16 protein-coding genes and 1 pseudogene are annotated in these 16,330 nt (G+C 61.6%); 11 read left to right on the top strand and 6 right to left on the bottom strand.

What is annotated here, in order from left to right:
- Nucleotides 1–6 precede the first annotated feature (6 nt).
- Complete coding sequence (locus K9B32_RS28215; protein WP_224568538.1) at nucleotides 7–450, top strand: SRPBCC family protein; 444 nt, start codon at nucleotides 7–9, stop codon at nucleotides 448–450.
- Between the two features lie 187 nt (nucleotides 451–637).
- On the opposite strand, the gene K9B32_RS28210 is transcribed toward K9B32_RS28215, so the two are convergent.
- A complete protein-coding gene (locus tag K9B32_RS28210; RefSeq protein WP_224568532.1) occupies nucleotides 638–982 on the bottom strand; it encodes a nuclear transport factor 2 family protein in 345 nt (114 codons plus the stop codon).
- A 105-nt stretch (nucleotides 983–1,087) separates the two neighbouring features.
- Between K9B32_RS28210 and K9B32_RS28205 the strand changes: the two genes are divergently transcribed.
- Nucleotides 1,088–1,348, top strand: a complete 261-nt coding sequence (locus K9B32_RS28205; RefSeq protein ID WP_318013379.1) for a YbhB/YbcL family Raf kinase inhibitor-like protein — start codon at nucleotides 1,088–1,090, stop codon at nucleotides 1,346–1,348.
- A gap of 28 nt (nucleotides 1,349–1,376) precedes the next feature.
- On the top strand, nucleotides 1,377–2,606 hold the full coding sequence (locus K9B32_RS28200) for a multidrug efflux MFS transporter (protein ID WP_224568530.1): 1,230 nt from the start codon (nucleotides 1,377–1,379) through the stop codon (nucleotides 2,604–2,606).
- Nucleotides 2,607–2,612: 6 nt separating this feature from the next.
- Here K9B32_RS28200 and K9B32_RS29210 read toward each other — a convergent pair.
- A pseudogene (locus K9B32_RS29210) lies at nucleotides 2,613–2,716 on the bottom strand (bestrophin); the annotation flags it as partial.
- 78 nt (nucleotides 2,717–2,794) lie between these two features.
- Complete coding sequence (locus K9B32_RS28195) at nucleotides 2,795–3,682, bottom strand: branched-chain amino acid aminotransferase (protein ID WP_224568527.1); 888 nt, start codon at nucleotides 3,680–3,682, stop codon at nucleotides 2,795–2,797.
- A gap of 248 nt (nucleotides 3,683–3,930) precedes the next feature.
- Here K9B32_RS28195 and K9B32_RS28190 point away from each other — a divergent pair, with 248 nt between their 5' ends.
- The 6 genes from K9B32_RS28190 (at nucleotide 3,931) to K9B32_RS28165 (ending at nucleotide 10,136) form a co-directional block, all read left to right on the top strand.
- The gene (locus tag K9B32_RS28190; RefSeq protein ID WP_224568525.1) at nucleotides 3,931–4,971 is read left to right on the top strand and encodes a zinc-dependent alcohol dehydrogenase family protein; all 1,041 of its coding nucleotides are present in this window, start codon (nucleotides 3,931–3,933) and stop codon (nucleotides 4,969–4,971) included.
- Nucleotides 4,972–5,845: 874 nt separating this feature from the next.
- Nucleotides 5,846–6,313: a cupin domain-containing protein gene (locus K9B32_RS28185; protein WP_224568514.1), complete on the top strand. Its 468-nt coding sequence runs from the start codon at nucleotides 5,846–5,848 to the stop codon at nucleotides 6,311–6,313.
- 265 nt (nucleotides 6,314–6,578) lie between these two features.
- Nucleotides 6,579–7,349: a trans-aconitate 2-methyltransferase gene (tam, locus tag K9B32_RS28180; RefSeq protein WP_224568512.1), complete on the top strand. Its 771-nt coding sequence runs from the start codon at nucleotides 6,579–6,581 to the stop codon at nucleotides 7,347–7,349.
- Between the two features lie 146 nt (nucleotides 7,350–7,495).
- Nucleotides 7,496–9,004: a glucose-6-phosphate dehydrogenase gene (gene zwf, locus K9B32_RS28175; RefSeq protein ID WP_224568536.1), complete on the top strand. Its 1,509-nt coding sequence runs from the start codon at nucleotides 7,496–7,498 to the stop codon at nucleotides 9,002–9,004.
- A 373-nt stretch (nucleotides 9,005–9,377) separates the two neighbouring features.
- A complete protein-coding gene (locus K9B32_RS28170) occupies nucleotides 9,378–9,584 on the top strand; it encodes a hypothetical protein (RefSeq protein ID WP_224568511.1) in 207 nt (68 codons plus the stop codon).
- A 120-nt stretch (nucleotides 9,585–9,704) separates the two neighbouring features.
- Nucleotides 9,705–10,136: a hypothetical protein gene (locus K9B32_RS28165; protein WP_224568509.1), complete on the top strand. Its 432-nt coding sequence runs from the start codon at nucleotides 9,705–9,707 to the stop codon at nucleotides 10,134–10,136.
- Nucleotides 10,137–10,192: 56 nt separating this feature from the next.
- Here K9B32_RS28165 and K9B32_RS28160 read toward each other — a convergent pair whose 3' ends face one another.
- Nucleotides 10,193–10,588 (bottom strand): hypothetical protein, encoded by a 396-nt coding sequence (locus K9B32_RS28160; RefSeq protein WP_224568506.1) that lies wholly within the window; start codon nucleotides 10,586–10,588, stop codon nucleotides 10,193–10,195.
- Between the two features lie 230 nt (nucleotides 10,589–10,818).
- Between K9B32_RS28160 and K9B32_RS28155 the strand changes: the two genes are divergently transcribed.
- Nucleotides 10,819–12,378, top strand: coding sequence for a helicase HerA-like C-terminal domain-containing protein (locus tag K9B32_RS28155; RefSeq protein ID WP_224568504.1), 1,560 nt, complete (start codon nucleotides 10,819–10,821; stop codon nucleotides 12,376–12,378).
- Between the two features lie 64 nt (nucleotides 12,379–12,442).
- On the opposite strand, the gene K9B32_RS28150 is transcribed toward K9B32_RS28155, so the two are convergent.
- Nucleotides 12,443–12,745, bottom strand: a complete 303-nt coding sequence (locus K9B32_RS28150) for an alkylphosphonate utilization protein (protein WP_007789221.1) — start codon at nucleotides 12,743–12,745, stop codon at nucleotides 12,443–12,445.
- A 451-nt stretch (nucleotides 12,746–13,196) separates the two neighbouring features.
- Here K9B32_RS28150 and K9B32_RS28145 point away from each other — a divergent pair, with 451 nt between their 5' ends.
- Entirely contained in the window at nucleotides 13,197–14,723 is a 1,527-nt protein-coding gene (locus tag K9B32_RS28145) for an ABC-F family ATP-binding cassette domain-containing protein (protein ID WP_224568502.1), read from the top strand.
- 279 nt (nucleotides 14,724–15,002) lie between these two features.
- On the opposite strand, the gene K9B32_RS28140 is transcribed toward K9B32_RS28145, so the two are convergent.
- Entirely contained in the window at nucleotides 15,003–16,250 is a 1,248-nt protein-coding gene (locus tag K9B32_RS28140; RefSeq protein WP_224568500.1) for an ABC transporter substrate-binding protein, read from the bottom strand.
- Nucleotides 16,251–16,330 lie beyond the last annotated feature (80 nt).

The raw sequence follows: 16,330 nt of genomic DNA, 5'->3' as shown, positions 1-16,330 counted from the left end.
ATCATCATGCCGAACACGATACGCCTTCACCGGGTCCTGGCCGCCAGTCCTGAGAAAGTTTATCGCGCATTCCTGGAGGCGGATGCGCTGGCCAAATGGCTTCCGCCAAATGGGTTTGTCTGCACGGTGCATCATTTGGAGCCATCGGTCGGCGGAACGCATAGGATGTCCTTCCGGAACTTCACGACCGGAGGAAGCCATTCTTTTGGCGGCAACTATCTCGAACTGGTGCCGGGCGAGAAGCTTCGCTACACGGACAAATTCGACGACCCCAACTTGCCTGGTGAAATGGAGGTCACCGTGACTTTGAAGAAAGTCTCGGTGGGAACCGAACTCAATGTCGTCCAAGCGGGCGTCCCGGACGAGATACCCCCAGAGGCTTGCTATCTCGGTTGGCAGGAATCGCTCCGTAATCTGGCAAGGCTCGTTGAACCGGAAATCAACGAATAAGTCTCAGAACCTGCGCGGATTAGAGAACGGCCGCTTGATCGTTATGAAAGCAAAGGCGGGAACTTCGGTGTGACGAGGCGCGTCGGCCCGCGGTCGCAGCTGACGCCGCCGGTCCGCGGCCAAATGACCGCTTTGCGTCGCCTTCCGGACGCCAGAGGTATTTGGAAGAACTGGTTACAGATATGTTCTAGACATTGCGACCGAAATAGACGTCCACCGAGGCGATCCGGTCGCCCCTGAAGCGCAGGACTTCCATGTTGCGGAACGCTCCGCCGTCATGCTTTTCGGCCCTGTATCGGACGACCACCTCGTCATCCACGATCTTGAGATACTCGAGCTCCATGGCGCGAAACGGCGGCGGTTCGGGCCAGCAACGGTTGAAATACGCGATGCGATCGATGTGATCGTCACGCGGGCTGCAGAAGGTGAAGTCCTCCGTCAGCATCGTGCCTACGTCATCCTTGCGCCCGTCGATATAGGCTTCGTAAAGGCTGCGAACGACCCGCTCGCGTCGTGAGCCATCACCTGCCATTGCACGGGTCCTTTTCCTTAATTCTGATTGCAATTTGCAATCAGTTTATATCAGGTGAAGCCTTTTTGCGCAACCCTGGCTTGGGTAGCAGCTGCGAAGGAGCCGATGGCAGCGGATTGCCACAGGGGGGGATTGCCGCTGACAATGACCGAGCACGGCTGTCGCGGACAGAACGGCTTCGCAGCCTTCTTGAAGGACGGTCCTTACGGAGGCTATATGGGCGCGTGCCCACCCTGGAACGATCTGCGCATCCACCGCGGGGTAACGGTCCATGCGCTCGATACCGACCGGCTAATGCTTCCCGTGCCTTCACCCGCGCCGATTTTCTTGCCGCCGCGGGCATGTCCTCCGGCGCGGCTGAACTGACCTATACGATCAATGCAAAGGCTACGAAATGACCGATACCAAATGGGACGCAGCCGTCGTCGAGAGCGGCTCGATCTACTGGAAGCGCAATCTGCTCATTTCGCTGCTCGGCTCCTTCACGACGATCGTCGCGATGACGCTGCTGCTGCCGTTCCTGCCGCTCTACGTCGAAGAGCTTGGTGTCAGCGACCACGCGGCGATCGTGCAATGGTCGGGAATCGCCTATGGCGCGACCTTTCTGGCGGCGGCCTTCGTGGCGCCTCTCTGGGGCCGGCTCGGCGATATCTATGGACGCAAGCTGATGCTGGTGCGCGCCAGCGCCGGGATGACGGTTGCGATCTCGCTGATGGGAATGGCCGACAATGTTTGGCAGCTGGTGGCGCTGCGCCTGTTCGTTGGGCTCGCTGGCGGCTACTCTTCCGGCTCGATGGTGCTGGTCGCCACGCAGACGCCGAAGGATCGCTCCGCATGGGCGCTCGGCATGCTCGCCTCCGGCATCATGGCGGGCAACCTCGTCGGTCCGCTGATCGGCGGCGCGCTGCCGCCGCTGATCGGCATTCGCAGCACGTTCCTGGCCGCGGGTGCGATGATTTTGCTGGCGTTCCTCGCAACCACCTTCCTGATCAAGGAAGAGAAGTCCCCTGCCCGAAAGCAGGCTGCGAAGGCGAGCGGCGGCTGGGCCTCGATATCAGACAAGCGCCCCGTGGTCGCGATGCTCGCAACGGGCCTGCTGCTGATGCTCGCCAACATGTCGATCGAGCCGATCATCACCGTCTATGTTGCACAGCTGGCGGACGATCCGGGCAAGGTGACGATGATCGCAGGCATCGTCATGTCGGCGGCCGCACTCGGCAGCATCCTGTCGGCCTCGCGCCTCGGTAAGCTTGCGGACCGGATCGGCCATTGGCCTGTCATTACGGGTGCTCTTGCAGTCGCCGGGCTACTGCTGATCCCACAGGCATTCGTGACGAACTCCTGGCAGCTGATCATTCTGCGCTTCCTCATGGGGATAGCGCTCGGAGGGCTGCTGCCCTGCATTTCTGCGGTCATCCGACATAACGTGCCGGACAGTGCGGCGGGCAGCATTCTCGGCCTGTCTGTCTCCTCGCAGTATGTGGGCCAGGTCGCCGGCCCCGTGCTCGGCGGCTTCGTCGGTGGCCATTTCGGCATGCGGGCCGTGTTTCTCGGAACCTGCGTGCTACTGATCGCCGGGGCCGCCTATGCGTGGATCGTGCGGCCGAGAAGCATGGCCGGATAACCGCTGCATCAGCAGGTAATTCACCAGGACTGGGAGCGGCGGCAGATCCGTCTCTCCCAGCACTTCGCGCAAATTGATCTCATCGTATCAGCAAGGGCGCCGATCGGCAGGGGCGGCCTCTCCACCCTACAGCCGACCGAATGGCCGCGGCAAGCGCGGCCATCATACTCAGGCGAGAAGCGCTGGGCTTAGCTGTCGCTTTCGCTGCGGCCGAAGGCCCAGTTCATGTACAGCTCGAGCGCCTTGCGGGTCACCGGGCCTTCCTGGAAATCACGGCCATCGAGGCGGTTGATGCCGACGACCTTGGAATAGTTGCCCGTCGTGAAGATCTCGTCGGCATTCATGAAATCCTCGACCGAGAGCGTCACTTCGCGAACCTCGAAGCCCGCCTTGCGCAAGAGGCCGATAACACGGGCGCGGGTGATGCCAGCAAGGAAGGTGCGGTTGGCGATCGGCGTCGAGACGATGCCGTCCTTGACCATGAAGACGTTGGAGGACGCCGTCTCGGCGACGTTGCCGTTCATGTCGCGCATCAGCGCGTTGTCGAAACCACGGCTTTTCGCTTCAGCGATGGCGCGGCCGCTGTTCGGATAGAGCGAGCCGGCCTTGGCATCCGTCATCGCCGTTTCAGGCGACGGACGGCGATAGGGCGAAACGGTGAGCGAATTCGGCGCGTGGTTGCCGAGCGCGGCTTCGAAGAGGCACAGCGCGAAACGGGTAGAATCACCATCGACCGTGACGACGCTGCCGGCCGAGCCGTGCTCGCCCCAATACATCGGCTTGATGTAGATCGGGGTCTTGCCGTCGAACTTCTTGATCCCTTCCCAGGCAAGCGCCTCGATCTCCTCGGCCGTTTTCACCGGCTTCAGGCCCATGCTGACCGCCGAGCGGTTGACGCGCTGGCAGTGCAAGTCGAGGTCCGGCGCGATGCCTTCGAACCAACGCGCCCCATCGAAGACCGTCGAGGCCAGCCACATGGCGTGCGAAGTCGGCCCGATCAGCGGCGGATTGCCGGTGAGCCAATCTCCCTCGACGTAGGTCCAGGTGTTTGAACGGGGCGATGTATCGACGGCCATGGGCATTCTCCTTGAAAGTTCGAAGAGCAAAATCCCCGTGCGAAGAGCCGGTCAAGCGGAAATCCACGCCCGAGAATCCTACGCAAGAAAATGGCGGATGCGTTTGCCTCGGAGTAATATTCGTTCGCGTGACCGTGAGTGCGATCGATGGGTGTATCACGGAAAATCATGGATGGCGCAATTGGAAGCGACATCGGCGCCGTGCCATCATGCGCCGGAATCGTTGCGACTGACAGGGAGTAAAATCGATGAAAGCCATGCTCTACGACGCCTTCGAAAAGGCTCCCGAAATACGCACCCTGCCCGACCCGACACCCAGCGAGGATGGCGTGGTCATCGCCGTCGGCGCGACCGGGCTTTGCCGCAGCGACTGGCACGGCTGGATGGGTCACGATCCGGATATCAAGCTGCCGCATGTGCCGGGCCATGAGCTGGCCGGCAAGGTGGTCGCGACCGGAAAGGGCGTCATGCGCTTCAAGGTTGGCGACCGGGTGACGGTGCCCTTCGTCTCCGGCTGCGGTCATTGCAGCGAATGCCATTCTGGCAACCAGCAGGTCTGCCCGAACCAGTTCCAGCCGGGCTTCACGCATTGGGGGTCGTTCGCCGAATACGTGGCGATCGACTATGCCGATACCAACCTCGTGCATCTGCCTGACAGTATCGACGACGCGACGGCGGCAAGCCTCGGCTGCCGCTTCGCGACATCGTTTCGCGCCGTCGTCGATCACGCGCGCACCGGCCCTGGCGAATGGATCGCCGTGCACGGCTGCGGCGGTGTCGGCCTTTCGGCGATCATGATTGCAACGGCACTCGGAGCCAACGCGATCGGCATCGACCTTTCCGACGAGAAGCTTGCCTTCGCCCGCGAATGCGGCGCGGTGGCGACGATCAACGCAAGCAGCGTCGCCGACGTGGCGGAGGCGGTGCGCGAGATCACCAGGGGTGGCGCTCATGTCTCGATCGACGCACTCGGCCATCCGGTCACCTGCTTCAACTCGATCAAGAACCTTCGCCGGCGCGGGCGGCACGTGCAGGTCGGCCTGATGCTCGACGACTACGCGACGCCGCAGATTCCGATGGCGCAAGTGATCAGTCACGAGCTGGAGATTTACGGCAGCCATGGCATGCAGGCCTGGCGCTACGATGCGATGCTGTCGATGCTCACGACCGGCAAGATCGCGCCGCAGAAGCTGATCGGCCGGCGCATCACACTTGAGGAGGCAATTCCAGGCTTGATGACGCTGGATCGAGCCGAAGGCGTCGGGATTAGCGTCATTACGCAGTTCTGACCGCCAGCCCCACAACCAACTTCAATCAAAAAGAGCACTTCAGTTTGCGGTGTTATCGTGGTTGCAATCCATACTCTCCATGACCGGATAAACCGGTGTGGGGGGGACAAATGGCAACGCGTTTTATTCTTTCGATCGACGGCCGGCGGTATCCGCGGCATCATTCCAGCCATCATCCTGGTGGAACTGGCAAAGCACTTGACGGGCTGCCGCTGCACAAGGCCTTCGACTTGACGCGGGGAACTCGACCGGCGACATCATTGCGGCCGGCCTGACCTGCCCTCACCCATCAAAAGCGGGCGAGGCAGCCTGCACACCGGCCGATCTGCTCGGTCCTTACGCAAACGAAGGCGCCGATATTTTCCCGAAGTCCTCGCTTTCCGACGTCTTCATCGGATGGATGCATCCCGCCCATGATACGCCTTTGATTTCAATCCTGATGCAGGGACCGACAGGCAAGTACGGCCGCCTCCTATTAGGCGAATGCACTCCTCAATCCTAGCGGCACCGATCTCGATTACTCCACCGTTGTCACGGATGCCAACGTCCGGAGCCTGGATTATTTCTGTCTCGATCGGCAGCTGACACAGAAGGAAGTCGACGCTCTCGATGATGCCTCGCGGGGCAATATTGCAGTGCTGAAGGCCATCGCCGGATCCATCGCCAAGGACAACGCGAAAGCCTTGGAGGAAGTCGCTAAACGCATTCTGGCGGTGCAGAAAGTCGGCCAAGAGAGTGCCGCCGCTTGAAGCGGCAAATGCAAGGACCCATATGCGCCGGGACAAATCGCGACAGCGACGATCGGCGGCTGCGGGTTGCCAAGGGCTTCGGAAAAGTCTAACGGGCTCGCCGCCAAGAAAAAGAAAAGCGAGACATGATGTCCAACTCATTTGTGAAAGCGCCTGCCCAGGCGAGCGCGAAGGTGTTCTTCGTGCTGGGCGATCGGATCGAGCGACGGGCTCGTCTGCAGGGATCCTGGCTCAATATCTTCGATATTGCCGTGCCACCGGGCAGCGGGACGCCGCTGCACCGCCATGCGAGCCCCGAAGTCTACCGGATCATTGAAGGCCGGCTGACCATTCGCCGCGCGACGGAGAACGGCCTGGAAGAATTCGAAGCCACGGCAGGCAACATTGTCCGCATCGAGGCGAACCAGCCGCACGCCTATTCCAATCCCGGTCCCGAAGCCGCCGTCTTCTCGGCGATCGTCGACAGCGAGATGGCGGAATTCCTGGAAGCTGTCGGCTCGCAGGAACCGCCGAAGGCGACGCCTTCCGCAGAAACGATGGAGCGCATGAAGGCCGCAGCCAACGCCCACGGCATCACCATCCTGGCGGCCTGACATTTTTAAGCTCCGCCCGAGCATGCGGTCGGGCGGCCCTCTTCTCCCTTTCAAGAAACACTCTCATATAGCGGCGATAAGGGCGAGTTCGTGCGGGCCTCTTGCTCTCCGTTCCTTGTCTGTATTTGGAGCACGCGGGCTTCATCCGCTGGTATCAGGCGTCTGCTGCGACGGACGAACCCCACTCGCGAGGCCGGATGGCCGCAACATCGACAAGGTGCGCGTTCAGCGTTCCGGGACAGCTGCATAACAGGGGAGAAGACCCATGGCATGGTCTGCCAGCCAGTATGTCAAATTTGAGGATGAACGCACGCGCCCTGCACGCGATCTGTTGGCGCAGGTGCCGCTCGAGCGCGTCCGTCACGCCGTGGATCTCGGCTGCGGGCCGGGCAATTCGACGGAGCTGATTGTCGAGCGTTTCGGGGCAACCGGCGTTTCCGGCCTGGACAGCGACCTGAATATGCTGGAAGCCGCCCGCAAGCGTATGCCCGGCACGCCCTTCGTCGAGGCCGACCTTGCCATCTGGCAACCGGGCGAACCGGCAGACCTGCTCTTTGCAAACGCCGTCTTCCAGTGGCTGCCGAACCATCTCGACATTTTCGACCGCTTGATGGACGGGCTTGCGCCGGGCGGTGTGCTGGCGGTGCAGATGCCTGACAATCTGACCGAGCCGACGCATCTGTTGATGGAGGAGACGGCACACGCCGGGCCTTGGAAAGCCGCCTTCGAAGCGAAAAGTGTTCGCCGTCAGCCGCTGCCACCGCCGTCGACCTACTACAGCCGGCTCATCGGCAAGGCTGCCCGCGTCGACATCTGGCATACCGCCTACAACCATCCCATGGCGGATGCCGCGGCGATCGTCGAATGGGTCAAGGGAACGGGCTTCAGGCCCTATCTTGATCACGCCGGCGAAGAGCACCGTGAAGCATTCCTGGCAGACTATCTCGGCCGCGTTGGAAAGGCCTACCCGAAGATGTCGGACGGTCGCGTCTTGCTGCGGTTCCCGCGGATCTTCATGGTGGCCGTCAAGGGCTAAGGGGCGGTTGTGTCAAGGCGCCAGGGCTAACCAACAGGACGGCGACTGGCTCCGCTGACATTACCCTGCAATGGGCGAGCGGCATGCTGCTGCTTGTCGCCGCACCAGCGCGCACTATAGTCGAGGGGAACAGCGAGGAGACCTTCATGGACGCCGCACCTATTCCGCCAGCCACACTTGTCATCTTCGGCGCCACCGGCGACCTGACGCGGCGCCTGCTGATACCGGCGATCATCAATCTGACGCGAAGCGGCCTGGTCGGTGACGACCTGAAGATTCTCGGCGTCGGGATAGACCCCGGCGATGACGCTTCGCTGGTAGCGCGGCTGGATAGCTTCCTCGCGGGGCTGAGCGATCCGATCCGACCTGAGATGGACGAGGTATGGCGGCGGCTGCGCCAGCGCATTTCCTACATTTCAGGCGATTTCACGCAGGACGAAATATTCCTCGAAATCAAGAAGCACCTGACGAGCTGCAACGCCGCCTTCTATTTCGCCGTGCCGCCGCAGTTCTTCGGACCGCTGGTCGAAAAGCTTGCCGCGCATGGGCTGACCAGGGAGGCCGATGGATGCTTCCGGCGCATTGCAATCGAGAAGCCGTTCGGCACCGACCTCGCCTCGGCCCGCGCGTTGAACGCCCGCATCCTCGGCAACGTCTCAGAGAGCCAAGTCTATCGTCTCGACCATTTCCTGGGGAAGGAAACGGTGCAGAACATTCTCACCGCCCGCTTCGCCAACATGATGATCGAAGCCCTCTGGAACAACAACTATATCGACCACGTGCAGATCAGCGCCGCAGAAACGGTCGACGTCGGCACCCGCGGCAAATTCTACGACGCCACCGGCGCGCTGCGCGACATGGTCCCCAATCACCTGTTCCAGTTACTGGCGATGATCGCGATGGAGGCTCCGAACGGCTTTGGTGCGGAAGCGATCCGTACAGAAAAAAGCAAGGCGCTGAGCGCGCTGCGCATCTACACGCCAGAGGAAGCAGTTGCCCATGCCGTACGCGGCGCCTATACGGCCGGCAAGCTCGATGGCAACGATATTACGGCGTTCCGGGAGACGAAGGACGTCTCGCCCGACAGCAACACCGAAACCTTCGTGGCGCTGAAGCTCTATGTGGACTCTTGGCGCTGGGCGGGCGTGCCATTCTATCTCAGAACCGGCAAGGCGATGACGGCGCGCGATACCGAGATCGTCATAACCTTCCGGCAGGTGCCCTTTGCGCAGTTTCGCGAGACAGATGTCCAGCGCAACCTGCCGCCAAACAAGATGGTCATCCAGGTGCAGCCGGATGAAGGGCTGAGCATGGAGATCTCAATCAAGTCGCCTGGCCTTTCCGTCGACACCGTCCCCGTCTCGCTCGACTTCCGCTATGCCGACAAATTCGACATCGGCAAGATGACTGGATACGAGTCACTTCTCTACGATCTCTTTATCGGCGACCAGACGTTGTTTCAGCGCGCCGACGGCATCGAAGCCGGGTGGGCGGCGGTGCAGCCGTTCCTCGATATATGGGCAAAAAGCAGTGAAACGCCGGAGGCCTATGCACCGGGGAGCATGGGTCCGTCTTGCGCCGAGGATCTCATCCGGCGCGATGGCCGAGAATGGCACGAACTGGGCGTGATCATCCACAACCATGACCGAAAGTAATTTCGGAAATGCACTTTTAACTAAAGTAAAGTGGAAGAGAATTTGGCGACGCTTCCCGCATGACGAGCGGAAATATTGTATCATGAATGTGTGGGCATGATCCATCGCAGCACATTTACGGTACGCTATACAAAATATGGATGCGTTGACCCTTTTAGCTTGTACGGCGAAGCTTTTCCTGCTGACCGCGTTGCTATTCCAGTGCGACAAAGAAGGCGGGGCTCGTCCAACCCCGACGAGCCCTTCTTGCGTTTTTCTATCATTTAGCGAATAAAGTATATATTAGTCGAAATTGTTAAAGCTCGATTAATATATTTACTTGCGCTCTTCCACCGCCTTGCTAAATCTATCCTGAGGGTTTTGGGGTATTGACATGGTAGATACTCATTTGTCTAAGAATCGGTCGATTTCCGATCAACGTATGGAGACTTGCCGGTCGGAGTTCGAGCCCATCCTCTTCGAGCTCATCCGCAACGGTGAGAAGCGGGGATGGAAGGCGGCTGAAATCGCGATGGCCCTGGCCGACGCGGCTGACGACGTCATCCTTCAGCTGGCAAGGGAAACGAAGAGCAAGCATTGACCGCTTGCCTTGCCGAACCTGATGCAATGACGCTTCAGAAATGCTCCTTCAGCGAGTAAAGAAATCCTTGAGCTTGTCTCGCGTGATTCTCTTGCCGCTTGCGCCAAGCAAAGGAGCCCGATGTTCCAGTTGATTGCCGCAGCTCTTCTTGCCTGTGGATGCGTCAGCCTCGCCGAGGTTGCCGACTGGCCGCCTGCGGACAGCTATGTGCCGAAGATCAGTTGCCACCAAAGCGACGCCGCCGAGCGCTGCGAAGAAATTCGTGCGGCTTGGACCGGCCTTTACGCCGATGCGATCGCCGGCGGCATTGAAAGTCAGCGGAAAGTTTCTTTCTGCCTGAGCACCGGCTGCAATAAAGGTATCGTTGTCGAGCCCGTTCTTGGATGCGCCTGGCGTCAGGTCATAGCCGCATCGCGCAACCCTCAGATCAACGACACCGACCGGGCCAACATCGAGCGTTACTGTGGCCCTCGCGCGCTTGACGAGGCCGGGCGCAAGGCTGCCAGCGACCGGTCGCAAACCTGGCTGACCTTGCTCGGCGTAACGCCATAGCTACAAATGCAAACGGGCGGGAACAAGCCCGCCCGCCGAAAGTGTTGACTTGCCACTCAGACGAACTGGCTGAGACCCGGCACCGAGCCAACAACCTCATCGACGACTTCCTTGCCAGCGTGCTGCTCAGCGACCGCGATGGTTTCCTTGGCAAGCGTCGTGATCTCGCCCATGCCGAGGCCTGCCGACATCAGCTGCTGGCCGAGCGCCATGATGCCACCGCCGCCAAGCGCGCCCATGATGCTGCCGAGGATCCCGCCGCCATTGCCATTGCCCTCGCCATTGTACTTGGCGACGAGATCGGAAGCGCCCGGAATGGCCTCGATCATCTTGGCGACCGGACCGTCCGCCGCTTCACGCTGCAGGAAGCCGAGCATCATGCCCACCGCCTTTTCGGCCACCTCTGGAGTGATACCCACACGCGCGGCGATCTGGTCTACGATTTCATTCATTGTCAGCCTCCTATTTTTGACGTTAACGTCAACGTTAATCGAACTCGCGGGGCAACTCAAGCCGCGCGCCGCGGAAGCAGGCTTTATCCCACTTTTCCTTTTAATGCAGACAGTTGTCCGCACAGAACTCCCTGCTTATAACAGAGAGGCGATATTACAATGACCGTGCGGAAACCATGCTCCGCATTTTGACGCAATCGGCGCCGACGGCCGCAGGGAGAATTTTCGAAATGCTCGAGGATGGCAAGATTTTCGTTGGCGTCAGCCGCAATCCGGACGACAGCATCAACAAGCCGGAATATCTCGACCTGAAATTCGGGAATCGCCACGGCCTGGTGACCGGCGCCACCGGCACCGGCAAGACGGTGACGCTGCAGGTGCTCGCCGAGGGCTTCTCGAGGGCCGGCGTACCCGTCTTCTGCGCCGACATCAAGGGCGACCTATCGGGTATCGCCGCCAAGGGCGAGCAGAAGGATTTTCTCACCAAGCGCGCCGAGCAGATCGGCTTCGACGACTACGAATTCGACCAATTCCCGGTCATCTTCTGGGACCTCTTCGGTGAAAAGGGCCATCGCGTCCGCACCACCATCGCCGAGATGGGGCCGTTGCTGCTCGCGCGCCTGATGGATGCCTCCGAGCCGCAGGAAGGCGTCATCAACATCGCCTTCAAGATCGCCGACCAGGGCGGCCTGCCCCTGCTCGACCTCAAGGACCTCTCCTCACTGCTGAACTACATGGCGGAGAACGCGACGGAGCTTTCCAGCCAGTTCGGCCTGATCTCGAAGGCGTCGGTCGCCTCGATCCAGCGTGGCCTGCTCGTGCTGGAACAACAGGGCGCGGAGCATTTCTTCGGCGAACCCGCACTCAAGATCACCGACATCATGCGGACCAACAACCGCGGCTATGGCCAGATCTCGGTGCTCGCCGCCGACAAGCTGATGATGAACCCGCGGCTCTACGCAACCTTCCTGCTATGGCTGCTCTCCGAACTCTTTGAGGAATTGCCTGAGGTGGGAGATCCCGAGAAGCCGAACCTCGTCTTCTTCTTCGATGAAGCGCATCTCCTCTTCAACGACGCCCCGAGGGTGCTGATTGAACGCGTCGAGCAGGTCGTGCGCCTCATCCGCTCCAAGGGCGTTGGCGTCTATTTTGTGACGCAGAATCCGCTAGACGTGCCGGAGACCGTACTCGCGCAGCTCGGCAACCGCGTCCAGCACGCGCTGCGCGCCTATTCCCCGCGCGAGCAGAAGGCGGTGAAGACGGCCGCGGACACCTTCCGGCCCAACCCTGCCTTCGATTGCGCCGCCGTCATCACCACGCTCGGCACCGGCGAGGCGCTGGTGTCCACGCTGGAGGCCAAGGGCTCGCCCTCGATCGTCGAGCGGACGCTAATCCGGCCGCCGTCCGGCCGCGTCGGCCCGTTGACCGATGCGGAGCGCCAGCAGGTGATGGACAAGAGCCCGGTGCTCGGCGTCTACGACGAAGATCTCGACCGCGAATCCGCCTTCGAGATCCTGGCTGCGCGCGCCAAGAAGGCGTCCGACTCCGACGCAGCCAAGCAGGCGCAACCGACGCAGCCGACCGAGAGCAGTGCCTCGGGCCGCTGGACGCTGCCGGGCTTCGGCGATGACGACACCGAGCAGCAGAGCAAGACCGAGGGCCGCGCCCGCTCGTCCGGCTACCAGCGCGAGACGGTCGTCGAAGCCGCGATGAAGAGCGTGGCTCGCACGGTCGCGACACAGGTCGGCCGGGCACTGGTGCGCGGCATCCTGGGCAGTTTGAAGCGCTGAACGGAAAGGGCGCTGCCGCTCTCATCCTGCCCCACGCCCAATAGTACTCCGCCAATCACGCCACTCAACGCTTGCGCACGAACTCCGTGCGCAAGACAAGGCCCTTGATGGTGTCGTGGCGGCAGTCGATCTCTTCCGGGTTATCCGTCAACCGGATCGACCGGATGACAGTACCCTGCTTCAGGGTCTGGTTGGCCCCCTTGACCTTCAGATCCTTGATGAGGGTGACGGAATCGCCATCCTTGAGGACGTTTCCGGAAGCATCCCGAACCTCGCTGGTCCCCTGCCCGGCGGCAGCCAGTTCCGAAGCCGGACGCCATTCACCCGTCACTTCGTCATAAACGTATTCGTCGTCGCCGCCTGCCATGGTCTTCTCCAAGAATTTACTGATCGAGGGGCTTATAGCAGCCAAACTGCCCTGTGCAAGCTAGGCTCGTAAAGCTGCGTGGTATCCGACCGACGGCAAGGGTTAGTGCTGCGCACGGAGTTTCTGAAGAAGGCCTGATGCAACCGTTCCGGTTGCATTTCTGCACGCGCAATGCTATTTCTCCTATGCACTCAAAGAGAAAGGAGGGTCGCGTGCAAAATTTCTATTTCCGGTTCAACCGGCAGCGTGGCCCCGTCAACGCCCTGCAGATGCGTTTGCAGGGCTGACCAGAGACCGTTCTCACAAACTCTCTTCCTGGTCTGCCCCTCGTGGCAGCAGTTCGGGCATTCAGTTCGACTGCAACTATCATCCATCGAGCTTGAGCACACGCACGCGACGAAGGCTGCATGCCCTCGCCCGTGTGATCGCTCGGCAAGACCAGAGCAAGATCATGCCCCTTATCAATATCCGTAATCTCGGTGTCACCCTGAGCGTGCCGCTCTTTGCCAAGCTCGACCTCGTCATCAATGCAGGAGATCGCCTCGGGCTCGTCGCCGCGAATGGCCGCGGTAAGTCCACGCTGCTGCGCTGCATTTCAGGTGCCATGGAGGCCACTCATGGCGACATCACGCGCTCGCGCGGCCTGACGATCGGCCATGTCGAGCAGAACGTGCCGGCCGAGCTGCTTGACGTGCCGTTCCACGATGCCGTCCTGCAGGCGCTGCCCGCCGACCAGCAGGCGAACGAAAGCTGGCGCGTCGACATCGTGTTGGATTCGCTCGACGTGCCGGAAGCCTTGCGCAGCCGCCCGGTCGGGCTGCTCAGCGGCGGCTGGCAGCGGCTGGCGATGCTGGCGCGCACCTGGCTGATGGAGCCGGACGCATTGCTGCTTGACGAGCCGACCAACCACCTCGATCTCGGCAAGATCGCCGCACTTGAGAATTGGCTGAATGCCTTGCCCCGCGACGTGCCCGTTGTCATCTCGAGCCATGACCGCGCCTTTCTCGATGCCGTCACCAATCGCACGCTGTTTCTACGGCCGGAGCAATCGCAGGTCTTTTCCCTGCCCTACAGCCGCGCGCGAGCGGCGCTGGACGAGGCGGATGCGGCCGACAAGCGACGCTACGAGCGCGACATGAAGACGGCCGAGCAGCTGCGAAAGCAGGCCGCGAAGCTCAACAACATCGGCATCAACTCCGGCAGCGACCTGCTGGTGGTCAAGACCAAGCAGCTAAAGCAACGCGCCGAGAAGCTGGAGGACGCCGCCAAGCCGGCCCATCTCGAGCGATCGGCCGGTGCGATCAAGCTCGGCAACCGCGGCACACATGCCAAAGTGCTGGTAACGCTCGACGACGCCGAGGTCCACACGCCGGATGGCACCCCGCTGTTCCGGACCGGCAAGCAGTTCATCTGCCAGGGTGACCGGATCGTGCTGCTCGGGGAGAACGGCGCGGGCAAGTCGCGGCTGATTGCGATGCTACGAAAGGCGATCGGCAATGCCGAGACCGCGCAGGACGGCATCAAGGCGACACCTTCCCTGGTGCTCGGCTACAGCGACCAGGCGCTTGCCGACCTCAAGGACGAGGACACGCCGATGGAGACGATCATCCGCCGTTTCGACGTCGGCAATCAGCGGGCGCGAGCGCTGCTGGCAGGTGCCGGCATGACCATCGACATGCAGTCGCGTCCCGTAGGGCGGCTTTCAGGCGGTCAGAAGGCGCGCCTCGGTATGCTGGTCCTGCGGCTGGCGGAGCCGAACTTCTACTTGCTCGACGAGCCCACGAACCACCTCGACATTGACGGGCAGGAGGCACTGGAGGGCGAACTCATGGCCCATCAGGTGAGCTGTCTCTTGGTCTCCCACGACCGCAGCTTTGTGCGGACCATCGGCAACCGGTTCTGGCAGATCGAGCGCCGGCGGCTCGTTGAGGTGGAAAGCCCGGAGCCTTTCTTCGCGTCGGCGAGCGGGCGGAGGTGATTGACAGGGCGCGCGTGCGGCGGATCGGATTTCGACCTGCCGCGGCGCGCGGTATTGGGTGGCACTAGGGGCTCCCTCATTCCTGTCCTTGCGACAGAAATCCAGCCACGGCGCGTCCGCGCCGCGGCTGACTCATTCGTTGGAAGGGAGTCTTCCACACCCAAGGCCCTGGGGGCACCTGATTCCTGTGACGAGCACAAGAATGAGGAGATTAGGGAGGCGGCACCGCGCTTGAGCGATAGCCAGATGCCTCCGCAAGAGCCCCTGCAGAATCCGTCGTCAGAACGACGCCGGCGTGGCACCGAGCAAGCTGAGCTTGCCGCCGCTGAGGGAATAGAGGCTCATCTTACGCTCCACCATACCGGCAGGCGTCAGCCGGAAGAGACCGGTGACGCCACGGAAGCCGACCTTGCTGGTCAGGTTCTGCGCGTTCATCCCCTCCGGCCCCTTTGTCCGGACAATGCCCGAGGCAACGGCCACAGCGTCGTAGCCATAAGCCGCCTCGGTGGAGAGGGTGCGCTTGTAGTGCCGTTGGTAGCGCTCGGCGATCAGCGTCGCGCCTTCGGGCTCGACCATGGCGATCACCGTGCCTGCCACCAAGGGATCCGAGTAAGTCTGCGGCGGCCAGGCGCTGGTGCCGACGAAGGTAACGTTCGTCTTGCCGCTTGCTTTCACAGCACCGGCAATGGTCGTCGTGATCACCGTTTTCCCCAGAACAAGCACGGTGTCGGTGTTCTGCAGATAGGCGCTGGCTCTCTTGACCGCATCAGCGGCGGCAGCATCGGTCAGATCGTAGCGGGCGAGGCCCAGATAGGTACCGCCGCCGGCGCGGATGGCGCTTGCCAGCCGTTCCTCGCCCGCAGCCGGAAAGTCGCTCTGTGCGAAAACCAGCACCTTCTTATGGCCGCTGGCAGAGGTTGCCCGCACACCTTCGATGGCGCTGTCGATCTCATCGGATACGAAGTTGTAGACATTACCTGACGTTGGAGGCACCGGCGCGCCCAGATTGAGCAAAGGCGGACGCTGGTCGGCCGGGACCGCAGCAATTGCCGAGGTGACAGCCGGTGATGCGTAGCTGACAAGGAGCACGGAACCGCGAGCCTTGGCAGCACTGACCGCGGTCGCGGCCGCAGGAGCGCCGGAGGCCACGTCGACAACCTTCACGAAGATCTGGTTGCCGCCGAGTTCGCCGACGCCGAGGCCGGCGCCGTCGCGCACATCACGCGCGGCGCCGTCGTAGATGCCGGTCGCGCCTTTGGGCAGCAGCAGCGTGATCTCCGCTCCGGTTTCTCCGAAGCTCTCCTCGACCTCGCTCGAGGGCGCCTTGATGTCATTCGTCTTCACATTCTTGGCGACGCCATCGACGTCGGATTGGCAGCCCGTGAGCATCCCGCAGGCGACGACGATCGACATTGCGAGAAGAGATTTGATGAGTTTCAGAGAACCGACGCCTTCCAAAGGCGACACTTGCCGTGTCGAGCGTAAACCATGCGAGCCTTGCACCTGCTCGATTGACTGCACTGTCACCTGTTCCCCCACTCTCGCAATCGCGGCCTCTTCCGGCCTTTTGGCACGATTTCATATCTGCACAGGCAACACCGGAAAGC

The organism is Rhizobium sp. 3T7, from assembly GCF_020166565.1.
Taxonomy (GTDB): domain Bacteria; phylum Pseudomonadota; class Alphaproteobacteria; order Rhizobiales; family Rhizobiaceae; genus Rhizobium.
Note: the sequence above shows the minus strand (reverse complement) of the source record. Positions and strands in the feature narration are given on the sequence as shown.